Annotated in this window: 18 protein-coding genes; 10 read left to right on the top strand and 8 right to left on the bottom strand. The window is 61.2% G+C overall.

The window, feature by feature from the left end; all coding sequences use genetic code 11:
* Positions 1-300 precede the first annotated feature (300 nt).
* From ACFRAU_RS14495 to ACFRAU_RS14520, 6 genes are all read left to right on the top strand, one after another.
* The gene (locus ACFRAU_RS14495) at positions 301-1413 is read left to right on the top strand and encodes a HesA/MoeB/ThiF family protein (protein ID WP_378000435.1); all 1113 of its coding nucleotides are present in this window, start codon (positions 301-303) and stop codon (positions 1411-1413) included.
* Positions 1359-2609 carry a hypothetical protein gene (locus ACFRAU_RS14500; protein WP_378000436.1) on the top strand — a complete coding sequence of 417 codons (1251 nt, stop codon included), beginning with the start codon at positions 1359-1361 and terminating at the stop codon, positions 2607-2609. The genes ACFRAU_RS14495 and ACFRAU_RS14500 overlap by 55 nt, the downstream gene beginning before the upstream one ends.
* Positions 2610-3020: 411 nt before the next feature.
* Positions 3021-3749, top strand: coding sequence for a GNAT family N-acetyltransferase (locus ACFRAU_RS14505; RefSeq protein ID WP_378000486.1), 729 nt, complete (start codon positions 3021-3023; stop codon positions 3747-3749).
* Between the two features lie 180 nt (positions 3750-3929).
* Entirely contained in the window at positions 3930-4904 is a 975-nt protein-coding gene (locus ACFRAU_RS14510) for a DUF998 domain-containing protein (protein ID WP_378000437.1), read from the top strand.
* 354 nt (positions 4905-5258) lie between these two features.
* Positions 5259-5978 carry an HNH endonuclease family protein gene (locus tag ACFRAU_RS14515; protein ID WP_378000438.1) on the top strand — a complete coding sequence of 240 codons (720 nt, stop codon included), beginning with the start codon at positions 5259-5261 and terminating at the stop codon, positions 5976-5978.
* A gap of 207 nt (positions 5979-6185) precedes the next feature.
* Positions 6186-6773 carry a TetR/AcrR family transcriptional regulator gene (locus ACFRAU_RS14520; RefSeq protein WP_378000439.1) on the top strand — a complete coding sequence of 196 codons (588 nt, stop codon included), beginning with the start codon at positions 6186-6188 and terminating at the stop codon, positions 6771-6773.
* Positions 6774-7480: 707 nt separating this feature from the next.
* On the opposite strand, the gene betT is transcribed toward ACFRAU_RS14520, so the two are convergent.
* The 3 genes from betT to ACFRAU_RS14535 form a co-directional block, all read right to left on the bottom strand.
* On the bottom strand, positions 7481-9547 hold the full coding sequence (gene betT / locus ACFRAU_RS14525) for a choline BCCT transporter BetT (protein ID WP_378000440.1): 2067 nt from the start codon (positions 9545-9547) through the stop codon (positions 7481-7483).
* A 338-nt stretch (positions 9548-9885) separates the two neighbouring features.
* Positions 9886-10263, bottom strand: coding sequence for a cupin domain-containing protein (locus tag ACFRAU_RS14530; protein ID WP_378000441.1), 378 nt, complete (start codon positions 10261-10263; stop codon positions 9886-9888).
* A gap of 717 nt (positions 10264-10980) precedes the next feature.
* The gene (locus ACFRAU_RS14535; protein WP_378000442.1) at positions 10981-11433 is read right to left on the bottom strand and encodes a DoxX family protein; all 453 of its coding nucleotides are present in this window, start codon (positions 11431-11433) and stop codon (positions 10981-10983) included.
* Between the two features lie 458 nt (positions 11434-11891).
* Here ACFRAU_RS14535 and ACFRAU_RS14540 point away from each other — a divergent pair, with 458 nt between their 5' ends.
* Positions 11892-12224 (top strand): cupin domain-containing protein, encoded by a 333-nt coding sequence (locus tag ACFRAU_RS14540; RefSeq protein WP_378000443.1) that lies wholly within the window; start codon positions 11892-11894, stop codon positions 12222-12224.
* A gap of 411 nt (positions 12225-12635) precedes the next feature.
* Positions 12636-12998 (top strand): cupin domain-containing protein, encoded by a 363-nt coding sequence (locus tag ACFRAU_RS14545; protein WP_378000444.1) that lies wholly within the window; start codon positions 12636-12638, stop codon positions 12996-12998.
* Here the strand turns inward: ACFRAU_RS14545 and ACFRAU_RS14550 are convergent.
* Positions 12988-13989 (bottom strand): hypothetical protein, encoded by a 1002-nt coding sequence (locus ACFRAU_RS14550; protein ID WP_378000445.1) that lies wholly within the window; start codon positions 13987-13989, stop codon positions 12988-12990. The two genes, ACFRAU_RS14545 and ACFRAU_RS14550, sit on opposite strands and share 11 nt — an antisense overlap.
* Positions 13990-14514: 525 nt before the next feature.
* Here ACFRAU_RS14550 and ACFRAU_RS14555 point away from each other — a divergent pair.
* Positions 14515-15360: a hypothetical protein gene (locus ACFRAU_RS14555; RefSeq protein WP_378000446.1), complete on the top strand. Its 846-nt coding sequence runs from the start codon at positions 14515-14517 to the stop codon at positions 15358-15360.
* Here ACFRAU_RS14555 and ACFRAU_RS14560 read toward each other — a convergent pair.
* Positions 15357-15809, bottom strand: a complete 453-nt coding sequence (locus ACFRAU_RS14560) for a DUF488 family protein (RefSeq protein WP_378000447.1) — start codon at positions 15807-15809, stop codon at positions 15357-15359. The genes ACFRAU_RS14555 and ACFRAU_RS14560 overlap by 4 nt on opposite strands.
* Positions 15810-17490: 1681 nt before the next feature.
* Positions 17491-17952: a hypothetical protein gene (locus ACFRAU_RS14565; protein WP_378000448.1), complete on the bottom strand. Its 462-nt coding sequence runs from the start codon at positions 17950-17952 to the stop codon at positions 17491-17493.
* 475 nt (positions 17953-18427) lie between these two features.
* On the opposite strand from ACFRAU_RS14565, the gene ACFRAU_RS14570 reads away from it, so the two are divergent.
* Complete coding sequence (locus ACFRAU_RS14570) at positions 18428-19342, top strand: ComEC/Rec2 family competence protein (RefSeq protein ID WP_378000449.1); 915 nt, start codon at positions 18428-18430, stop codon at positions 19340-19342.
* Positions 19343-19986: 644 nt separating this feature from the next.
* On the opposite strand, the gene ACFRAU_RS14575 is transcribed toward ACFRAU_RS14570, so the two are convergent.
* Positions 19987-20850: an aldo/keto reductase gene (locus ACFRAU_RS14575; protein ID WP_377994255.1), complete on the bottom strand. Its 864-nt coding sequence runs from the start codon at positions 20848-20850 to the stop codon at positions 19987-19989.
* A gap of 457 nt (positions 20851-21307) precedes the next feature.
* Complete coding sequence (locus tag ACFRAU_RS14580) at positions 21308-22285, bottom strand: ROK family protein (protein ID WP_377994254.1); 978 nt, start codon at positions 22283-22285, stop codon at positions 21308-21310.
* Between the last annotated feature and the right edge of the window lies 1 nt (position 22286).

The following is a 22286-nucleotide window of genomic DNA, read 5'->3' on the forward strand; positions in this document are numbered from 1 at the left end:
TCATATAAACGCTGGCGACTCCGGCGACACCTCCAACTAAATCTTTCGGCAGCTCCATATACGTCGAATTACCGATGACCAGAAAGCGGGTAAAGGGCAACCTCGATGTATGGCCTACACGATCGAAAGGAGGTGTGCCATGAAGATCACAATTGTAAAAGTCGAGCGAATCCAGGCGACCCGTCCCCATCCCGATCCGCGTCAGGAAGGCGGCTTGTAGCCGTCAAAGACATGTTGCTGACCCGTGCTGTCGGGTCAGCAACATGCCCCAGCTAAAAGAGTCAACTTTCAGGAACCGCGATGAAACGTCCCCAACTTAAGTCTGTGCCGGTCGTCAAAACGGATACCGGCGTCTTGGTGTATCGCCGCGCCCACGAGCGCGTGGAACTTGAGGATCCCGACGGCAGCATCAGCCAGCTTCTCCATCTGCTTACAGATGGACGCCCCATCACGCAGGTCGCTGCCCGAATGCAGGAGCAGGGCTTCTCGTGGAGCGCTGACGACGTCGTCGCTGCTGTTGAAGTCCTGAACGGACTCGCGCTCGTGCACGAAGCTGGAACGCGCGACAGCCTTCCAAGGCCCGTGCAGACCCGGCAGGCCAGCAATCTGCACTTCTTTGACCTGTTCAGCGACCTTGACCGCTCTGCCGCGGACTTTCAACGCGACATAGCGGCGTCACACGTGCTGTTGCTCGGCGCGGGCGGTGCCGGCAGTGGCATACTCCAGGCCCTCGTCGGCGCAGGGGTCGGATCAATCCGCATCGTCGATGAGGACACTGTGGAGGAAAAGAACCTGGCCCGGCAGTTCTGCTATGGCGAACATTCCATCGGCCTTCCCAAGGTCGACGCTGCTACAGAGTGGGCACGGGCGTACTCGCACAGCACCTGCGTCGAGGGAATCAACCAACGGATAACCACAGTCCATCAGATTCTGAAACTGGCGGCCGGAACGGATATCGTCATACTCGCCATTGACAGCCCGTCCGATATTCAACTGCTGGTGAACGCCGCCTGCCAGGAACTGGGTGTGCCCTTTGTTACTGGCGGACTGCAGCAATCAACGCTGTTCTACTGGTCGGTCGACCCTGGCGGCTCTGCCTGCCGGATGTGCCTTGAGCTGCACCGACAGGCAAACCTGGAGGGTCGGGACCACCCGCTCCAGTCCCGGCTGGTTTTTCAACCTGATCTTGTAAATCGCGGAACAGGGCCCGTCGCCCAAATTTTGTCGGGCCTGATGAGTCTGGAGGCGCTCCGATACATCAGCCAGTACGAGCTCCCCGTCGCCGCCGCCACATATCACTGGATAAGTTTGGCTGAGTCAATGTCCGTGCACTCCGAACGCTGGACGAACCACCCAGCATGCCCCTACTGCCCACGGGCCGCCGTGCTGTCAGCACCCATGGGCACACCGTGATTCCCGACGACCGGCTCCGCGACATATCGATCGTCCAAGACGGAACCAATTACATCGTTGGCAGCAGCATCAGCGGCGTGTACGTCGATGTACCTGAAATCGGCGCGCTCATCCTTACGTGGCTCCAATCCGGATCCGGTGTCGCCGATTGTGAGGCCCGTGCCGCCACGCTCATGGGACAGCCTGTCGACGTCGCTTCCTTCCTCCGCCAGCTCGAAGACGAGAACGTCCTCGTGCAACCCCTCGCACGGCACCGCCCGGAAAAAGCACCACGCGGTGCCCGGGCCGGTCGCCTGCTTTTTGGCGCCGCCGGGACGTGGGCCCAAGTGGGGCTGGGACTCACGGGAGCCGCGCTCATCATTGGAAACCCGGATCTCCGTCCGTCCCCCGCCGATTTCAACGTCGGGGGATCACCCCTGGTGAGCCTCCTGACAGCTACCGTGATTTCATGCCTCTGCACCGTCCTCCACGAAGCGGCTCACGTATTGGCTGCCGCGTCCGAAGGGGTTCGAAGCACGCTGTCCATCAGCCGCCGGATGTACTTCGTCACGGCGCAAACCGACCTCACGCGTCTGTGGAGCCTGCCTCGGCGGCAAAGGTACCGGCCGCTCATCGCCGGGATCACCATTGATGCAGCAATAACAGGGCTGCTGCTCATCATCTGTCAGGCAGCCGGACCGCGCCTCGGCGAAATGGCGATCTCCTGGATCCGGATGGCGGTCGTCCTTCAATTGTCCGCACTCACAGCCCAATCCGCCCTTTTCATGCGCACCGATCTTTACGCCGTCCTGGCCACCTTCAGCGGTTCCCGTACACTCTGGCGAACCAAGACCGCAGTGCTGCACTCCTGGCTGGGGAAGCCCACCACTGAGGACACCGAGGTACTCGGCCAGGCAACACCGAAAGAACTCAGCTGGGCACGCCGCTACCTCGCACTGTACATACCAGGACTGGCCCTCGCCGGCTGGTACCTCATGGAGGTAACGCTGCCCGGCGTCGTCCAAATACTTCACCTGGCCATAGACGAACTGGGAAGGCCAGATTTCTCGTCGTCGACGACGTGGGCCGCGGTGGCTTCAGTCGTCCTCGTCGTCCTTCCCTCCGGGACCGTTCTGCTTGTGGCCGGCCACGAGGCAGTGACCAAAGTCAATACATTCCTGCGCACCCCGCGCAGCAACCAGACGCGAAACGGTTGACTACAAAGACCACCGCCCCTGACAGCAGGTCGGCATGTCCACGGCCCCGTCGATGGCGCCCTTCGGACGGCCGGGGGAGGATGAACCTTTTTAATCCGTTAGATCTCTCGGACGGCCTCGATTGCCGGCGACACCACGAGCGGCCCAGTGCAGCACAAGCATGAGTCCGTTCTCCAGAACGGAACACAGCCACCAGGGGGTAGACCCCTGGAAGCCGCAACCCGGGCCAGTTCCCTGAGCGGTAGGATACTCCGTCTATGAACAAAGTCAGGTGACATCCTGTCTGGGCGGAATTAAAATCGCAACCTGACCTAAGCCATCAGGACAGATCAGTTCGTCCTGGGATATGAATTACGCAATACCTGAACTGCCGCGACGGTTACTCTCGAGAAAAAGGATGGAAGGGTGAACATGACGTCGTTTTCGAGAACGGTAAATGAATTTTGGCGAACTCCCTTTGATAATGGGGACGTCCTTAGCGACGACGATTCCTTTCGGTTGATCATTAATCCCAGGCTCAGCCATGAACGGCGCGTCACGGTACTGAGGACGAACGAAGGCAAGGTGATGGCCGCCTTGACTCCCGCGCTGGCCTACAAACTCGACCTTCATCAACGGCGACCGCTGTCGGAGCCGGCATTTAGGCTAGCCCTAAAGGTCGGGGCAATCAGGCTGCACAGCCCAGATTGCCTTTTCTACTATCCTGACCCCTCCAAGGCCGATTTGCTGCGACAAGACGCAGGAGGTGTCAGGCACCTGCTTCGGGGCCGGGACGGTGCACTGTTTGAGGAGTTTCAGTCAGCTGCCCCAGAACGGGATTTGGCTGAGGCCTACGTCGAACTCGACCACTGGGCAGTATTTGGTTGCTTGGACCATGGGCAGCTGGTCAGCGCCGCCAGCATGTACCCTTGGGAAGGCGCTCACATTGCAGACATCGGCATTCTTACCCTTCCGGCGTTCCGGGGAAACGGCCATGCCAAGCGAGTGGTACGTGCGATCAGCGCGTACGCCTTCGATCAGGGGTACGAACCCCAATATCGGTGCCAACGGGAAAACCACGCCTCAAAAACCCTGGCAGCATCAGCGGGTCTGGAAATTTTCGGGGAATGGGAAGTCATCGCTCCCAGCGGCTTCGATTGACCCGGCACGGCTGTACGATTCGCCGGAAACCGGAGGCCAGAGCCGAGTTTTCCGCCTGAAGAGAGGAAGCCAGAAGCGAGTTTAGAATGGCCGGTTCCATCGGGATTAGCCCTGCGAGAAACGAGCCAGATAACTCTGCCATTCACATTCTTGGCCACGGCCGGTGCCCGGACATTGTTGATGGCTTCCGTCAGACCCGTGGGGCCGCTGCTGGTTCAGGGACCTCAGCTGTTGCCCACCCGCTTGTATTTGGATCGTCACGGTGCCTTAATCATCGTCATGGACAGCGTCGCTGACACCAATATTGGACTGCTCGGGGCCTGGTCGACGAACCGCCACCCAAGCGCCGCCGACAGCAGACACATCATCGGCTCATGGGCAGCCAAGAGCGCCCTTCAATACTTTGCTGTTGAGTACCTCGTGCACCTTACCTGGAACCACTATGACTACCGGTATAACGTCATCAGTGCCCTGGGAGCCAGACATTGCGACAACGCCAACAATTGCGGCTCGTCATTCGTGATCATGGACCTCTCATTCATGGTCCTCGGCGTGGGCGCCCTCGTCGCGGCCTCGCTGATCACATCCACGGTGCTCCGCGTGGGTGGCCTCTTCCCGAAACTCATAGAAGAGTCCGATTCGAAGAATAATCATGGGCGCGAACTCGATCGGCTGCACGGGCTCACGACCGCGGTCCGGATTTCCTTAGGAGTGACCGGGGTGGCTCTAATCGGCGTCGGCACCTTCCCGGAAGACTATCTGCTCTTCTGGCATGTCGTGAGTACGAGCATCGTCGTTGTCGGGTCAGTCGCGACGCTCATCACGCTGGGCTTGCTGTGGCTCAAACCTCGGCCAAAGACAGCCTTCGCCATTCTTGGCCTTGCTGCCATCAGCGTTGTCGGGGCGATTGGATTCGGAGTCCCTGAACTGGCCCGGGTGTTTTTCAGTCTGGACCTCCAATGGGGCTTGGCTGGCCTTTACGAACGGCTCGTGGTCTGGGGCTTCATTTTCGGGCTATTCGGCATGGGGCTCGCGCTGACCAACGGGGCACACCAGCCGTCCGCAGCTGAAGTCGCGGCCAGGCAAGTTGCCCAGCGGCGAACGAAGGGCGCCCAGCACGCCGAGGGCGTCCCAGAGCCGGGCGCGCAAGCGTGACGAACTTGTCGCGGACAGCTCCGGCCTGACACCGGACCGGCGCCGACTAGGTACCCGCAGAAAGCGACACGGCGCCTTCCGCGATAAGAGGGACGACACCAATCGGACGTCTGGACCTGCCCGGCCACGACTGCTTTCTTGAACGGGGCACCGCAACTGCTTCCGAGGCTTGAGAAGCCCTGGATCAGACCGCACACGAGCAGGAAGGCGCCGCCACCGATTCCACACGGACTGAAAGTGTGCAGAAGTCAAGTATTAGCGCCGGTGTGTCGCCTTTGTTGTCCGTCCGTTATGGCACCATTAGTTCACGCCCTAATCGGGCAGCCAGATTCAGAGCTATATGGGGGAACCACGATGGTCAACCAATCCGAGTACAGCCGCGCCCAAACAACGGGGCCATTCAAGACCGCGCGGGCAATGACGCTTGCAAGAACATTCTCGGCGTTCGGCATCGCCGCCGCGCTCCTGCTGACCGGGTTCGTAGGCCCGGCCCAGGCCGTGACGGTGTATAAGGCGCCTCTGCGGACTGCCGTCCGTGCCCTCGTTGTCACACCCGAGGTAAACGCAGGCTACGACAGGGCCCGCTACTTCGGTGACTGGAAGGACGCCAACGGCGACTGCCAGAACACGCGCCATGAAGTCCTGATCCAGGAAACGAAAGCTGCCCTGACGTACTCGAGCCGCTCATGCACCGTAACCCGCGGACGATGGGTCACTACATGGGATAACCGCGTCCACACTTCGCCAACAACGGTCCAGATCGACCACACCGTTCCCGTTGCCGAGGCGTGGGGCTCCGGCGCCCGATACTGGTCGCAGGCGCGGCGGGTGGCTTTCTACAACGACCTCGGGGACGCGCGCACGCTGAACACGCAAACGTCTGCGCTCAACTCTGCCAAACAGGCCAAAGGCCCCGAGCAATGGATGCCGCCGGCAAACAAGTGCTTTTACATCGGCCAGTGGGCCGCAGTTAAGATCCGCTGGGGGCTGCGGGTGGACGCCGCAGAAAAGGCGGCATTGATCCGGTACGCGGACTCCTGCCCCAACGTGATGCTCACCGTCACCCGAGCCTAACGAGGCCAACGATGGGCCCCGTCCCACCTGGAAGGCTATACGGGGCCCATCTTGGGCGTTATGACAGCTCGGCGCAAGGACATCGAGGCTGAACCGGCTGGGCTGGGGGACATCTGTTCCAGTCAACGGTTCTGGACAAGGGGGTAAGACAATAGTCTTATGGGATGGCCCCTGCTGGGCCGGAAACGGGAGACTGGAGAGTGCGCGATGCGGATACCCGCTGAACAACGACGAGAACAGCTGATTGCGGCGACGGTTGACCTAATGCGTCGCGAGGGCGTTCAGGCGGTGACGGTCCGGGCCATAGCCAAGGAGGCTCATGCCCCTTTGGCGACCGCGCACTATTGCTTCAATAGCAAGGACGAGATCATGGAGGCAGCCGCGGAGGCCTGGCTGAAAAACCTGAGTCTTTTTTCCAACGTCGCCCCGATCGACTTAGGACTTCGTAAGGCTGTGGAGCAAGTAGCCGAGGGTTATTGGCGTGCGCTGGAGGAGGAGCCGGCAAGCATTCTTGCTGAGATTGAAATGATTTTGTGGGCAACACGCAATGCCCCCGCCAGTCCGCTGGCCGCGAAAGTCTATCCGGCCTATGTAGCAGAGCTGGGAAACATCTTCTCCTCCGCGGCCAAAAACAGCAGTGAAGAGTGCCTTATGGGCTTTCCCATGCTTGTGAGGTCTTTCCTGATGATTTACGACGGGGCGGCCATTCAATATCTGACGGACCCGACAGGTGCCGATCACCGAACCATGTTCTTCACGATGGTGGATGCCCTGCTGGCCAAATCCGGCGTCTAAACCTTGGCGGGCCAGGATCCGTCCGCCGGCTTGTCTTCGATACCGTCTTCCGGCCCGCCCAGGTCGTAGCCAGACAGAAACGGCTAGCTGGGCCGTGGGATGCCCGGCAGGTTTGGCCCCCGGTTGGGTCCCGGATTTCCCGCTGTGCCGGCACTATTGCCCGTCGTTCATGCCTTCAGCATGACACCCTCCCTTCTCTCATGCCGCCGTGCATCCGGGAGTGTAAAAGTCGGCCGGGAAGCCTTCCGGGGCCAGGGGCCGCGGGGAGAACAAACTCGGGGATTCCTTCGGCCGTCAAGGCCGTCGCGTACGCAGTGAGGGTACCGGCGGGGACGCCTCTCCCGATATCAGGTCATCGGCATCAGATTCTGTCGCTGGGGCCTACCGGGTGTCTGACAGTGTGACCGGTGGATGTTGCCCCTACGGTACCGGCCCTGGCGGCACCGTATCGCCCCTAACGGCCTTGGAACTTGCAGCCGCGTCGGTGCCCACGTTGCGGATCGGGTCACTCATCCGTCGCGAACACTTTCAATCGCGGTAGCCGGGTGTGCAGGGAATGGCACGAACGGGATGCAACGACACAACCCGCATGGTGGGCAGCGAATTCGTCGCCCACCATGCGGGTTAGTTGCGCGCGCCGGGGTTCATGACGCTACAGAGCTTCCCGAAGGCGCAACCGTTGCTGACTGGCCCGTGAGGTGACCGGGTCAGTTCTCGACGCGGATGCCGGTGCTCTCGCCGTCTTGCTGGTTCAGGTAAGTGAGGAAGCCGAGGTGTGCCTCGTACCGGGCCAGGACGTCGTCGATCATCTGCTCGTGGGTTACGCCCATCAGGTCGTAGCCTTCCGAGCCGGTCTGGGTGAAGACTTCCACCCGGTAGTAGATCTCGGTTTCCGGGAACATCCGCCCGCCGAACACGGGCATTGGGGCTTCCACGGCGCGGACCTCGTAGAGGAAGTCGGGGTGGTCCGGAACGCTGACCACCAGGGCGTAACTGGAAATGCCTGTCCGGTCGTTCGGGACAATGTCCAGGCTTGCCTCGTGGCCCTGCTTGGTGAACTCGCCGACAAGTTCGTTCAGGGCCGGATGCACAGTCTCTTCCATGAATTGGGCGGCCTGTTTCTTGGAGGGGTAGGACAGCAGCCCGGAGAGCCTGTGCCGCCAGGTGCGCTCCGGGGCGTGCCCGCCGTCGGCGGCCGTCGACCGTCGGCGCAGTACCCGGCCTTCGCGTTGGGCGCGTTCAATACGCAGGGCCTTGGTGAAGGAGGCCATGACCAGCCAGGCGATGATGGTCACCGGCAGGGCGAAGATGAGCGTGGCGTGTTCCATGGTGCTCACCCCGCCTGCGACCAGCATCGCGATGGTCAGCAGGGCGGTGACCAGGGCCCAGAAGATGCGCAGCGATTTGGGCCCGTCCTGGGAGGGGTCGGGGATGGTGGAGGAGAAGTTGGACATCATCATCGCGCCGGAATTGGCGCTGGTGAGGTAGAAGAGCATGCCGGACAAGGTGCCCAGCCCGATCAGGAGCGGGGCGCCGGGGAACATTCCGAGCAGCGCGTACCAGCCCTGTTCCGGGCTTTCGATGGCGAGTTTGGCGAAGTCCTTGTTGCCGCCCAGGACCTCGTGCATGGCGCTGTTGCCGAAGATGCTCACGACCAGGAAGTCGCACAGGACGGGGGCGGTGATCGCGGCGATCACAAACTCCCGCAGCGTCCGGCCGCGGGAGATCCGTGCCAGGAACAGGCCGACGAACGGGCCCCAGGCGAGCCAGAAGGCCCAGAAGAACAGGGTCCAGCCGCCCATCCACTCGGAGCCGCCGTGCTCGTAGGCGAATGTCTGGAGTGTGCGGCCGGGCATGGTGACGATGAACTGCCCGATGTTCTCCACCAGGGAGTTGAGCAGGAAGGAAGTCTTGCCGGTCACCAGGATGTACAGCAGCAGCGCCGCGGCGCTCCAGATGTTCAGTTCGGCGATCCACCGGATTCCTTTGTCGACGCCGGAGGTGCAGGCGCCGATGGTCAGCACGACGGCGACAAGCACCAGTGCGATCTGCAGTGCCAGGCCCTGCTCGAGGCCGAACATGATGGAGAAGCCGACGTTCAGCAGCACGACGCCGATGCCCATTGCCGTGGCGACGCCGAAGACGGTTCCGACCAGGGTGATGATGTCGATGGTGTCGCCGACGCCGCCGTGAACGCGTTTGCCCAGCAGCGGGTACAGAGCGGCCCGGATCGACAGCGGTTTGCCGTGCCGGTAGGCGAAGTAGCCCATGGCCATGCCCAGCAGCGAGTACATGGCCCAGCCGGCCATGCCATAGTGGAACATGGTCCACACCACGGCGTCCTGGGCGGCGGCAGCCGTCTGGCCTTGGCCTGACGGGGGAGACATGTACTGGGTGATGGGTTCGGTCACGGAATAGAACAGCATGTCAATGCCGACACCGGCAGCGAACAGTTGGGCCACCCACGTGAAGAGTTTGTACTGGGGACGGGAGTGGTCAGGACCCAACCGGATCGAGCCCACCTTGGACAGGGCCACCCACAGGACAAACCCGATCACGACAGTAACGGTGAGGACGTACACCCAGCCGAGGTTTTCCGCGGTCCAGCCCACCACCGCTTTCATGGTGTCCTCGGCGTTACCGGGCGTCATGATCGCCCAGATGGAGAAGCCCAGGGTGATGGCTGCTGCGATGATGAGGACCCGCCAGTTGATCTTGGGCCCGCGGTCCCTGATGACGTCGGCAGGCGCCGTATCAGGGTCTTTCGTGGTCATGGTGATGCTCAACGATCCAACTCCAATTCTGGTGTTGTGCTGCGCGCGGCAGCACAAGATGGTGATGTTCGCGGCCCGTTCCCTGGTCGGTCCCAGGCCGGAAGTTCCAATCGAATAAAGTCCGTCCGGGGGCAGGTTCGCGATTGGACCTCATCCGGTTCAGGGCTGTAGAGACTTTGAATGCACCGGCTCAGCGCCGGCTAGGGGGCCGTGCCAGCCGCAAGACTGCCGGGAGCCATCCGCGCGCTTGCGGGGTGACGAGTAAAGGAAAGGCGCCGGCAAGGCGCAGATCTCCGCACGACGCCGCCCGTGGCCAAGGCGCCAACACAACGTTGGTTCTAGGGGGCGAAGGAGCGGTCGCCGGCGAAGAACCCCAGACCATACTCGGGAGTCTCAAACCTGACCGTGGTTCCCTTGGGGAAGAACAGCACGTCGCGCTCCTTGGCGTGAGTGACTTCGCCGGTAGCCTCGTCCGTGAGGATGAATTCACCGGCGATGACGACCTTCATTTCGTCGTAGGTGTACGTGTACACCAGGGGCTCGGAAGCCGTCAGCTCGAAGAAGCCGGCGCACATGACCGAGCCTTCCGGGTTGTGGAGGGAGTCACCGATTGCAGCCTCCGTCCCGGGCTCGTTCATCGGCGGCAGGCCGACATAGCCGCCTACTACCTTGTGGATGGATCCGGCCTTGCTCAAAGTTCCTACGAGGGTCTCCATTGGGTTCTCCTGTCAGAGGTTTACGTTGCGAAAGATGTGGCAGAACTGTTCATCGTCGTCAGGACTGCACATCTTTTGTGGTTGCAAATACGACTGGCCGAAGATCGGGCCAGGACCCGGTCGGGAGTGCTGGAGAATCTTCCGCAAATCCGGCATCGCCTAATTTCTAAAGGTCCGGCCAGGCTCCGCATCGAGCCCTTTCGTGTGATGCCAGTCACTTGGTTCGTCCCACAAACTTTGACATGGACGCTGGTCCAAGTCAACGGTCTATGTTCAAAAAGTAGGAGTTTGTCCATGTGCGGGGCAGGCTTCAGGCCTTTGGCCGACTCCCCAATGGCCTCTACTAACCTGGCCTCAGCTCCCTGCCACCCCGGGAAATAGGGGCCTGTTCCGCCTCCGTTCCGTCGCCGCTTCCGGCGGGAGCCAGGAAATCGGACGGCCGCGTCGTCGTGGCCTTCCAGATTGGAAATGGCACCCTTCCGCTTTCCCCGCCCAGGGAAGGGAGGCTTGGGCGGGCCAGGCCGGCCACTGTCGGACGTGGCCGGGGGTTGAGTCAGAGCAGCTGGCGGCACCGCTTCAGCTTCTGTTGGGCCGGGGGAGTGCTCGACTTAACGCTCCGGAGTGCCGGCGGCCGGGACGGTTTTCTTCTGATACGGCCGCGGGCGGTACCCGCAATGCGGGTACCGCCCATGGCCGTATTTTGCGGATGTGTAGCACTTATGCCAGGGCGGCGACGGTGCGGTTTTTGCTGCGGCCGAAGACCAGGGCGTCGACAGAGAGGCGGCCGGCACCTGCGATGGCGAGGGCGGCTGCGCCCGCCGCGAGGACAAGTACGAGCTCATATCCGCCCTTGTCGGCGAAGATACCGGCCGGGGCGTGTACCAGGAACAGGGCGCCGAGCATGTCTGCAGCCAGGAGGATGGCGATCGGCCGGACCAGAATGCCGAAAATAATGGCCGCGCCTCCGGCGAGTTCGAGGAAACCGATCGCAGGGGCGATCAGCTGGGCTGCCGGTACGCCCATCTGGGTGAAGGCCGTCTGAGTGCCGGCGATGGTGTAGTCGAAGATCTTCTGCCAGCCGTGGGTGAAGAAGATGGCACCCAAGGCAAGGCGCAGGATGGTGCGGGCAACAGTGGATCGGGTGGCTGTGGTACGGGCCTGTGAAGACATTCGGTCTTCCTTTCCGTCGTGGCACTGCAGCCAGTCGGGCTGGAGTGCGGGGTACATAGAAGTACGGTGAATAGTTGTAGCTTCAAGTAAAAGCCTAAAAGGCGAATACTTGTTTCGTCAACCATTTCTTTGTTGCGACGTCTCATGGTCGATCCCGCAGGAGCAACGCTCCGACAATTCTCCTGTCCTTCTGGGGGTACCCGCAGAAGGACATTTTCCCCTTGGTCCGTTTCCCGAAGTCCCGAATTGAACTGTTGACTTGGACGCATGTCCATGTAACAGTATTGCCAGCGAAGTGATCCACATCACGACAGCGCGAACTTGAGCTTGATGAAACCACCCGCGAAGCGGGTTTCCCACGGAAGAAACGGTTAAGGACAATGGCGACTACCACCTCTCAGCCCTCGACATCGACGGGGAAAGCGATCGATTTCTGGCCCGCACAATCCATGAAGGCCATGAAGGATGAATGGCAGGGACTGAGCTGCAGGTTCATAAATTCCCATCCCTCAGTAGGCAAATGGGAGGACTTCATACTTTCGGAGTGGGAGCTGCATTCCTGTGCCTGGGAGGACTTCCATCCCCACACCGAGACGAACTTCGTCCTGGAGGGCGAACTCCACATCGAAAGCGACGGCAAGACGGTCATCCTCAGGCCGGGCGATGCGGCACGCGTAAATCCCGGCCGAAAGGGCCGGTACTGGGCGCCTGTCTACGCACGGATGGTCACCATCTACGGCCCCAACCCCGAAGGCCTGGAATCCCACTCCTTCCGATACTCCGAAATCTGAGCTCAGACGGGACCCGCACCCATCACCTCGGGACAAGCTGCTGCACGCACGCTCCTTCCGCGCACTAACAGACAGCTGCCGCCTTCATTCAGAAGGACCCGTCCCATCCGGCCAGCACTGGCTTGGAAATAGCGCTGCCTGACTGCTGAGCCCGGAGATCCGGCCGGCCGCGGGGTTCCGCCGCTGGCATTGAACAAGGAAGGCCGTAAAAACTAGCCGGGCCTCACACCAACTGAGCGGCGGGGAAATGGGCGCGGTCTTTCGGATCCAAAAGGAATCAGCCAGTTCAACCTGGCCGGCAACGAGCCCCACTGGCAGGCGGGCTGGATGACCCCTTAGGAACCGCACCCTGAAAAGCACTACCAAAATCTACGGTAAAAGCGGCCGCTGACCGCACGAAAGGCAAGATCAATGACCGAAAAGACAGCCTCCATTTCCGCCCACCTGATCCGCGACGCCCGGAACGTCACAGAGCTGGACGACTGGGGCCCCTGTCCTGAAGCGACCGGCCGGCAAATGGACACTCGCGGACGCTACCTATGGAAGGACGAGAACGGCTCCGAAGCCGGCATCTGGGAATGCACCAAAGGCCCGTCCCGCTGGGTCCTGGAAACAAACGAATTCGTCCACGTTCTATCTGGCTCTATGACCGTCACCCCCGACGGCGGAGAGCCCCAGCTTGTTGGGCCCGGCGACACAATCTTCATTCCGCGGGGCTGGAGCGGAAACTGGGAACTGCACGAAACACTGCGCAAACTCTACGTCATCTTCTGACAGCACTTACGTACGCTGCGCATGGCGCGGCGCGGATGCCAGCCAGCACGGCCACTCTTACAGCTGCCAAGTCAAGGACCTCCGCCCCGCCCCATTGCTCACCACAACCGAAACATGCAGCCGCACCTGAAGCAAACAGCTCCGACCCCGGGGAGCCGTCACTGGGCCGCACGTTGCTGTTGGCTTCAATTTCCCAGGCGAAGCGCGGCCAGTCGTCGCCAATGTGAATGGTCCGGCGACGCTTGTCTTTTTCGACGACAACACTGGTTTCTTCAATATCCGATTCGTCTATGGCCACGCTGAGGACCTGATTAGCAGGAAGGCGCCCGTCTGATCGGAGCTGATCCAGCCAGCGCCGAGGCAGTACATCGCCGCGGCGGTCTGGGCGGACGTCATAAAGTTCCTTGGTCGGGCGGCCAGCCCGATTACCTTCGGCAGGCTTGCGCGCGACGAACGTCAATTCGCGGAGGTTGGCCCCATCCAGGAAATCGTTCCAGGCATCGGCGTCCTCGACATAATCAATTTCAAGGCGATAGCCGTCATGACGCGAACCAAACCACTTCTTGAAGTCGGAGGTCAGCACGCCGGACGAGCTCAGGCGCCCAATCTGTTCATGGGCGATGTAGCTGAAGGATCCTTGCAGCGGTACGCGATGGAGCAGGCGTAGGGCATCGCTGGCCACCTCATTGCCGGCGATACTTCCTGTCTGTGAGCCGGTGTTGGAATCGCGGACGCGGCGCGAGTTGCCGAAGTGTCCGTAGTCGAGCTCGCACTCCACCTCGCGCTTGGATGCGCGCAATTTCTTGGTCTCTACTGTGAGGAACCGCTCCCGGTGTCGCACGCCTCCGGAGCTTCGGATTCCATCAACGTAGGCGTCCCATTCAGTCAGGAGGTCGTTGGACTCGGGCCCGAAAATTGATGGGTGGACTTCCTGATCTGTCTGGTTGTGAAGTACGCGGACCTGGAGAAGTCCGATGGTGTGCTGAGGCAAGCTTCCCCCTGTTCGAGACCGTCGTCAGTGCAAGGGAACGGTCCGGTGTGCTGCCACTCCAACGGCGGAAGGAATGACAGTACTCAGGTTAGCTGGCGCTACCGACAGTTTTCCGATCCCGAGAAGGCGAAAACACAGGAAGTGCTCCATTTAATGCATCTTGGCCTCCGGACGGGACGCTTTGACACAGACGATAGATAGAAGCCGCAAGGGATCAAACGTCACCGCATTTCCTGACTATCACCAGGCAGCGAGGGAACTGAAAATCGGCAAACCATTGGGAAACTTCCGCGGACTGCGAGAGGGCTGCGAACTGCCTGGCTTTTGATTCAGGACCGCGCAGGGAATTTCGTTTGTAAACGGGTGCGTGCCGAGGCCGCCATAACCTTTGCAACCGGCGGATCCTGTATATGATCACTACGAGTGAGCCATTGGCCCATGCAATATCAGTAGCACCGGCCGCCAAGAGCGGGGGTGCAGTCCCGATAGTCGCATGACAGAGGATTATTTTGGGGGGCAATTGACATGATGTTCAGCGAAGGGTTGTTCGCTAACGGCCGGCCGGAGTATGAAAAGGAACTCGGAGCGGGTATTACGGCGGCGAAAGTGCTGATCACGGTCAAGGCCGCTCCGCAACCCTCGGCTAATCATGGTGACACTGTTTGTGTGGCAGGGCTCAGACTTACGGACGATGGCCCGGAATGGATTCGTCTTTACCCGATCCCGTTTCGCTATCTCGAGGCCGACGCGAAATTCAAGAAGTACGACATCGTGAAACTAAATGTCACGCCTGCGTCCAGGGATCGACGACCTGAGAGCTACACCCCGATCCTTGACTCTTTGACCATCGACTCCCACCTTGAGCCTTGGAAGCCGCGGCACCCGCACGTTGATCCGCTCATCGGTGCGTTCAACACCTGCGAACTCTACAGCCGCGCCTTGAACGGATCGGCCGGCCCATCCTTGGCTGCGGTTGTGCCGGCGGACATCGACAAGCTGGAGTTACGACTGTTCGACGGGTGGACCTCCGAACAACAAGCCAAGATGGAAGCGCATCTGCACCAAGACACACTCTTCGGGCCAAGGACGGACAAGTCGATCCTGTCCCCGCCTAGGTTTGAAGGTCATTATCGCTACCGCTGCGCTGCGAGAACCTGCAAAGGACACCGGCAAGGGCTGCTGGATTGGGAATTCACCGAACTTCAGCGGCGGCATATGGGGGACTCAGACGCAGCCGCCAAAGCGGCAATCCAAAAGAGATTCCTGGATCAGCTATGCGCTCCGGCTCGCGGTCCGGCGTTTTTCCTGGGCAACCAGCTGAAAAGACCCCAGGCGTTCGGTGTCTTGGGCGTTTACGCAGCGGCCCGTTAGCTACCTACCAGAGCAGCCAGTCGTTCTTTGACACGCTCAAGAACGAATTTGCGATGGCAGCACAGCTCGCTCGCCTCAAAGCACAGCACGGCCACACGCTGCCCTGCGGCAAGGTTGGTGACCTCAATAATCTTTTCAGCAGCTACTTCACTGTCAAGCAGAGACTCGAAACGTTCGCCCGCAAGCCTTGCTGCCGCGGTGCCCGGAGCCCAAAAACCTTCACGGTTGTCCTTGGGATTTCCTAACTCTGGCATGTGGCTGTAGCTGACGCCGGCCTCGGCTAGAGCTTCGGTCAGCGCCCTCTTTGAGAAGCCTTTCTTCCTGGAGATCGGGTTCAACCGGACGTCTACGACCGTCCCGATTTTCCAGGTCATCAGTTCCTCAAGGAACGACGCAAGGTCCTTCCCTTCATAACCAACACCTATAACGCCGCTCGTTTCTGTCCACATGGTTTCATTCTTGCACGTGGGCAAAATCGACAAACGTGCACTGCATCCTGGCTCCTCGATGCAAGCGCGCTATATTACTGACCCGGCACGAACTTGAGTTCCACTGGGCGTCCGGTGCTTTCAAGTTAGGCGGGCCGCTGCGGTTTGGTTCCGGTGGTGGCGCCGGAGGCATGCGATGGCTCTAGATAGTCCCGCCGATCGGTGTCAAAGCGTCTTGCATTGACGGGGCTTTCATTTACCGGATCGGGTTCGAGCCACTACCCAGGCGAGGCAGGACGAGGCGATTCCACGACGGATCCGCCAATGGTAGCAACACGGGAATCGATCAGGTCCAAGACGAAGGTTCCATGACCGCTTGTGCGCAGTGCAGGACGTTTTGGAGTAGCAAGGGGATGATCTTTGTCATAGGTAAGAAGAGACCAGGGGTTTTGTGCCACGGCTGCGGTTGCCCACTTCTTCCCCGAGTGCTCCAACGCCGCCACCGTATTCCGGCACAACCACAAGGCGGCAACCCTCGATCAGATCCATGCGGTGCTTGCCGTCGGCCAGATCGTCCCAATGCCGCTCTTTCAAAGATACTGTCTACTGCTGGGTGAAGCCGACTCACTGGTGCCCGACTCGAGTAGAACCAGGCGGGCGAATCTTAGGCGTGGGAGGATCCCAAACACTTAGCCTAAATGCGCCAGGCGCCAAGCTCTTAACCTTATTGGCCCGCGGCGGACGGCGGGACGGCTCTGAAAAGCGCCTGTAAGGGGATCATTGACCCGACGCCCCGTACCTGCACCCAATCCGGCCGTGGTGCCCGGACACGTCTATGCATGTCAGTCCGCAGATCCGGTCAAGTTTCTTCGCAGTTCCGAAAGACGGTGCTCCACTTCATCAAGTAGTTCCAGTCCAGCAGATACCTGGCTCTGAGAGACCGACTCCTGATGAGCCACCTTGTTCCGGACAGTTACCACTTGTCGGATAGTTGACGATAGCTCCCGATCTATCACTCCAGCGCTCGTTAAGTCCATCATCAGGGATCCGATCGGCCGAAAGCTGAGCGACTCCTGTGGAGCACCTGGCCGAAGCATGTGGGCCAACTTACGAAGGTCTTCTTCTACGGAAACCCACTTGGTCAGGAATAGTCCGCGTTGCTGGGCTTCGCTTAAGGTCCTAGGGGTGCCCGGGGCTTGTCCGTGGTTGCCCATCTCGTTTTCATGATCCATGATTCGCAGCCATTGTTCGTGGGACTCTCGCGAACGACGAGTAGACCGGTATTGCAAGAATGCCGCTGCGGACGCGGTGCTGACTCCCAAAAGTCCAGCCACCAACCCAATGAGGCTTGAGGCGTTAAGCCACTGTCCTCCGATACCACCCTGCCGAGGAACAAGAAAGATCATGAGGGCTGTAAGGGACATGAGGGCCAAAAGAGCCGTTACGGTGGAGATGACGACCTGTCGGCGGCGCAAAAGATCTGACCTCCATAGCTCCGTCACGTCGTAACGTGGTGGCTGCCCGTCGTCGGAGTAGTACGCCCGAACTACGTCCGCAGCTGTAATCTCGCGGCCCCTCGTAGCACTTTCGGCCTCAGCTAAAACCTCTTGGCGTCGCTGTGCGAGTAGCTCGTCGAGAGCTTGAACAGCGGCTTCGGTCAAACGGGCTCCGTCTTTTGGCCCAATGTCATGCGTAGCCATAATTAGCGCCCCCTGTTGAATTCGATGACTTCGGTGACAATTGTGATAGCCAATGCTGCCGTTGCAGATACGCACAGAACGACCACCCACCCGATCACGTCGAGCCCCCACGGTTTGTTCTGGAGCATCATATTGCTGCTGATGCCCACAGCTACTGCAAAAACGTAAAGCGCAATTTTGCCAGCAATAAACCACCGTGATCGTCGTGGCGCCTCAAGCCCTCTGCTGCGCACAACTCTCTCTGCGACTGCCACTTGCGCCGATGTGAACTGCGGGACGGTTGAGGAATCCGCACGATGCTCTAATTCACGCCTACTGGCTTCATTCAGGAGTTCGGTTGCGTACGCCTTAACCGCAGTGTCAAACACCTGCCGCGCTTCGCCCGTCAGAGCGCCGGATCCGCCAACTTCAACCTGTACATGATCAGCGGATTGTGTCATTTGGCCGGCTGCTGCGTCCGCCATTGTCCCCCATTGATAGCACTTCGTCGTCGGACTAATTCTATCTTTGTTGGGTGCTACGAGTGCGACTCACCGATCTCGTAGCTGGCGCAGGGGTTCCACAACCGGACTGCCCCGCCCTGAGACCTGTCCCTCTTTGGTAGCGCGTGGAGCTGACCTGGGCATGTCGGTTCCTCGCCTCTCGCAGCAATTCATTGGACCGGACCCTTTGAGTGTCTGGAGATGGGGCCGCAAATGGTCAGTATCAAATGTGCCGTGCGACATGGTCTTCGTCAACAAGTGTCTCGCCCCCGGCTGGGCGTGCCCGTATACCGGCTCCGGCAGAACGCGTGTCCGTGTGCTCTTTGTGCTGCAGGGTTGGTCACGCTTCTGCCGCCAGGTTGCCTATGCGCGCCCGCCCAGTGTGCGTAGTAGTGACCCACCTCCCTTTTGAACTATCTCTGGCGCCAACTGCAGCCTGATACTCGGCGCACTGCTGTTGGCGGCACGTTCGCTGCGCCTGGCCAGGATTCCGGCGGCGGCCGTCGCCCTCGCAGGCCTCGGCCTGTTTGTTCTCATGGTGGGTCCCGACGCCAGCGTGCTCCGGGCGTCGCTCATGGGAGCGGTCGCTGTGGCGGCCTTGGCAGGCGGCCGGGCCGGCCGCGGACTGAGTTTCCTTTGCCTGGCGGTGATTGCCCTGCTCCTCGTTGCGCCGGAGCTGGGCGTCAGTTTCGGGTTCCTCCTGTCCGTCCTGGCCACGCTGGGAATTATTGTGCTGGGCCGCAGCGTCATGGGCTGGATTCCGGCGAGGGTGCCGCGCTGGGCGGCTGCAGCTGTAGCCGTGCCGCTTTCAGCCCAGGTCCTGTGCGGCCCCGTCATGGTGGTGCTGCAGCCACAGTTCTCCACCTACTCACTGCTGGCCAACGTGCTTGCCGCCCCGCTCGTAGCGCCGGTTACCGTCCTGGGTACGGCTGCCGTGGCCATCCTGCCCATCGCGCCGTGGCTGGCAACCGTCCTGATCGGCGTTGCCGGCTTCTTTGCCGGGGGTGTGGCAGCCATCGCCCGGTTCACCGCCGGTCTTCCCGGTGCCGCGCCGCCCTGGCCGGAAGGGGTGTTCGGGTTGCTGACCATGCTGCTGTTCTCCGTTGTGACATTGCTCGCCGTGTGGATGGCTGCCCATCCCGCCGGAACCATCCGCCTCGTGTTGACCACCCACCACCTGACAGCCTGTCTGCTTGACCGGGTACTGGACGGGAAGCCCCAACGGCCCGGCCCTCCTGGCTGGACTGTCCGCGGCTTGGTGCAGCCGGTGCCGGTGCGCCGTGGCAGGCTTAGAGTCTGCAATTCAAATCCGGGGAGGTCCCAGGTTCCTCCAGAACCTCGATCCGCTTCAGCCAGGCCAGGTGGCCCCTGATCCCGAGCCTGAGTGCCTTACGTTCTGCGCCTGTGGTGTCGTCGTCCTGAGGCAGGCGGGGCATCCGGAAGCCGGGCTCCCGGATGCGCGCCAGCACGGCACCGACGACGACCTGATCCAGATGCTCTGGTCGCATGCTGACGTGGAAACCTCCAGCCCCGCTGCCAGGCGGTAGCGGGGAGCGGAGGTTTTCCTGGGACCGATGCCGGTCTTGCGCTTGCCGGGGTTCTGCGCGCCGATCCTGACACCTGCACCGCAGATGCCGCAGACGGCGAGTGCGCTGAGCAGGTGTCGCGGCGGACGGCCCCTGCCTCGTCCCTCCGGTACCTGCGCTCCGCTGTGCATGCAGTCAAGTTTCGCCGATGAGGTGAGAACCCTGCGCCATAGGCGGCGCGATCCAGAGCATTCGTTCGTCACGTGCTGTGGGTCATGCGCGCTTTCTTTTTCCGTTTCCCCGGACGGAACTCTATTTCTGGCCGGGGACCACGTCCTCGTGCCAGCCGGACTCGACCAAGCCCTCGCCTCCGGAAGCTTCCCAGTCAAATCCGCGACGGCGATGGCCGACGAATAGGCGACGCACGTTTCGGATTACTGGTTGGGGACCCTGTGGGTGCTATTGGGCGACTCTGGTGGCTTGGTTGCCGTCAGTCAGTGAGGTTGTTGATGGCTGTGTATTCCTCCGGGGCGAGGACTATTTTTGCGGCGGCCATGTTTTGTTCGAGGTGTTTTGTTGAGGTGGTGCCCGGGATGGGCAGGACTTTCGGTGACCGGTGCAGTAGCCAGGCGAGGGCGAGCTGGCTCGAGGCACGGCTGTATCTTTTGGCCAGTGTATCCAGTGGGCCGCCTGGTGATGTGAGCTTTCCTGTGGCTAGCGGATACCAGGGGATGAATGTGATGTTGTTCTGTTCGGCGTAGTTGAGGACGTCTTCGGAGCGGCGATCAAGCAGGTTGAACTGGTTCTGTACGGTGGCGATGGGAGCCACGTGTCTGGCGGCCTCGATTTGTTCAACGGTGACTTTGCACAGGCCGATGTGGCGGATCTTTCCCTCACGTTGAAGCTCTGAGAGAACCCCGACTTGGTCTTCGAGCGGCACTTTGGGATCGATTCGGTGAAGCTGTAGAAGATCAAGGCTATCCAGTCCCAGGAAGCGGAGACTGAGTTCAACTTGCTGGCGAAGATATTCGGGCCTTCCCAGTGCTGTCCACTGGCTGGGTCCTTGTCTGGATTGTCCGACCTTTGTCGCAATGATGAGGTCATTCGCGTAGGGCGAGAGTGTCTTATGTATGAGCTGGTCCGTGGCAAAGGGACCGTACGAGTCCGCAGTGTCGATAAACCTGACGCCCAATTCGACTGCCCGGAGGAGTACTTGGGCTGCGGCCTCGGGGTCGGCAGGCGGTCCCCACTCGCCGGGTCCCGTGAGTTGCAGCGTTCCGAATCCGATACGGGGCGTGACGAGGTCGCCGCCGATCGACACAATCTGTGGGGCAGCTACGGTCTGTTGCGGCATGGGGTGTCCAATCTAATCGGTGGCTCCTGCCCGTGTGAGTTGAGGTCTTGGGGGGCGGCGACCGCCGGCCTGTCGGGGCCCACGGTTCTGGCAGAGCATGACGGCATCGTTGAGGGAATGATGGGGTGCGGCTACTGAAGGTATCGGAAAGCGCTCCACGTTGAAGAGACAACTTTGCAGCCGGCAACATGACGTGCCCCGAAGCTCGGAAGGGCGCCCCGTCCGGCCTTGCGGAAGAAAGCCTTGCCGCCGCATGCGATGCATACGAGGTGTGACCGCCGTTGATTGATGCCCTGTTGTCCCAGGGCTTTGAATTCGTCGACCTTCCACTCTCTCTTGTCGGCCAGGCACAGGACCAGTCTCATGGCGGCTCCTCCTCCTTCAATGCGCTGGCGGGGCCAGCGTCCGCGTGTTTCTTTTGCAGGGCTGGAAGGGTGTCACGCTGTGGCAGTTCCCTTCAGGTCGCGGGCTCGCCGGCGTCAGCTGTGGTCCCGATCGCTGCCTTCCTTGCCGTGATTGCGGCGCCGTGCAGCCCCGCGTCGTCGCTGAGTTCGGCGTGCACGATGCGCGGGATGGGGTAGCCGTCGCGGGCGAGCGAGCCGTTCAAGGCCCTGGTGAGTGGGCACCAGAGCGGTTCGCCTGCCTGGGACACACCGCCGCCGATGGCTATCACTTCGGGGTCGAGCATCCTGACCAGGTTGGCGACGGCTTCGCCCACCATGGTTCCGGCGTCGTGCATCAGTTGGAGGCAGATCGGGTCCCCGGCAGCAGCGAGTTCCGCCACGAGTCTGGCGGTGACTGGGTGGTTCGCTGCCGCTGCTGTAAGGCGGGGTGAGCTTGTGGTGCGCAGCAGTTCCGTGGCGTGTGCGGCGATGGCGGTTCCGGAGGCGTAGTGTTCCAGGCTGCGGGACACCCCGTGGCCTGGTGCCCGGACTTGGATCCTGCCGAATTCGGTGGCGGCGCCGCGGTGCCCGGTGATGAGTTGTCCTCCGGCGATGATCCCGCACCCGATTCCGGTGCTGATGGTGACGTAGCAGAAGTCCCGGGTGCCGCGTCCGGATCCCAGCTGCCATTCGCCGATGGTGGCGGCATTGGCGTCGTTAACGATCCCGATAGGAAGGGCAATTCGTTCCTGGAGCTGTTGGCGCAGTGGAAATGCATCGAAGACGCCGATGTTCGGGGCGTCCCTGATTGCTCCGGTTGCCGGGTTGACGGGGCCCAGCGCACTGATGCCGATCGCCCGCAACTGTCCGTCCGCGAGCTTTTGGGCGCGTTCGATCTGGTGGACCATTTCGTTGACCACCGCGGCGGCACCCCTGGGCGTTGGCACACTCCACCGTTCCAGCAGCACGGATCCGCTGAAGACGGCGGTGCGCAGTTGTGTACCGCCCAAGTCCAGCGCAACGACGTCCGGCACGCCCCCCAAGGCTGTCATC

This window comes from Arthrobacter sp. NPDC056691 (assembly GCF_042791415.1).
GTDB lineage: Bacteria > Actinomycetota > Actinomycetes > Actinomycetales > Micrococcaceae > Arthrobacter.

Coding starts and splice junctions, on each gene's coding strand:
- ACFRAU_RS14495 (WP_378000435.1), top strand. CDS start 301: ATGAAACGTCCCCAACTTAAGTCTGTGCCGGTCGTCAAAACGGATACC.
- ACFRAU_RS14500 (WP_378000436.1), top strand. CDS start 1,359: ATGCCCCTACTGCCCACGGGCCGCCGTGCTGTCAGCACCCATGGGCAC.
- ACFRAU_RS14505 (WP_378000486.1), top strand. CDS start 3,021: ATGACGTCGTTTTCGAGAACGGTAAATGAATTTTGGCGAACTCCCTTT.
- ACFRAU_RS14510 (WP_378000437.1), top strand. CDS start 3,930: ATGGCTTCCGTCAGACCCGTGGGGCCGCTGCTGGTTCAGGGACCTCAG.
- ACFRAU_RS14515 (WP_378000438.1), top strand. CDS start 5,259: ATGGTCAACCAATCCGAGTACAGCCGCGCCCAAACAACGGGGCCATTC.
- ACFRAU_RS14520 (WP_378000439.1), top strand. CDS start 6,186: ATGCGGATACCCGCTGAACAACGACGAGAACAGCTGATTGCGGCGACG.
- betT (WP_378000440.1), bottom strand. CDS start 9,547: ATGACCACGAAAGACCCTGATACGGCGCCTGCCGACGTCATCAGGGAC.
- ACFRAU_RS14530 (WP_378000441.1), bottom strand. CDS start 10,263: ATGGAGACCCTCGTAGGAACTTTGAGCAAGGCCGGATCCATCCACAAG.
- ACFRAU_RS14535 (WP_378000442.1), bottom strand. CDS start 11,433: ATGTCTTCACAGGCCCGTACCACAGCCACCCGATCCACTGTTGCCCGC.
- ACFRAU_RS14540 (WP_378000443.1), top strand. CDS start 11,892: ATGAAGGATGAATGGCAGGGACTGAGCTGCAGGTTCATAAATTCCCAT.
- ACFRAU_RS14545 (WP_378000444.1), top strand. CDS start 12,636: ATGACCGAAAAGACAGCCTCCATTTCCGCCCACCTGATCCGCGACGCC.
- ACFRAU_RS14555 (WP_378000446.1), top strand. CDS start 14,515: ATGATGTTCAGCGAAGGGTTGTTCGCTAACGGCCGGCCGGAGTATGAA.
- ACFRAU_RS14560 (WP_378000447.1), bottom strand. CDS start 15,809: ATGTGGACAGAAACGAGCGGCGTTATAGGTGTTGGTTATGAAGGGAAG.
- ACFRAU_RS14565 (WP_378000448.1), bottom strand. CDS start 17,952: ATGGCGGACGCAGCAGCCGGCCAAATGACACAATCCGCTGATCATGTA.
- ACFRAU_RS14575 (WP_377994255.1), bottom strand. CDS start 20,850: ATGCCGCAACAGACCGTAGCTGCCCCACAGATTGTGTCGATCGGCGGC.
- ACFRAU_RS14580 (WP_377994254.1), bottom strand. CDS start 22,285: ATGACAGCCTTGGGGGGCGTGCCGGACGTCGTTGCGCTGGACTTGGGC.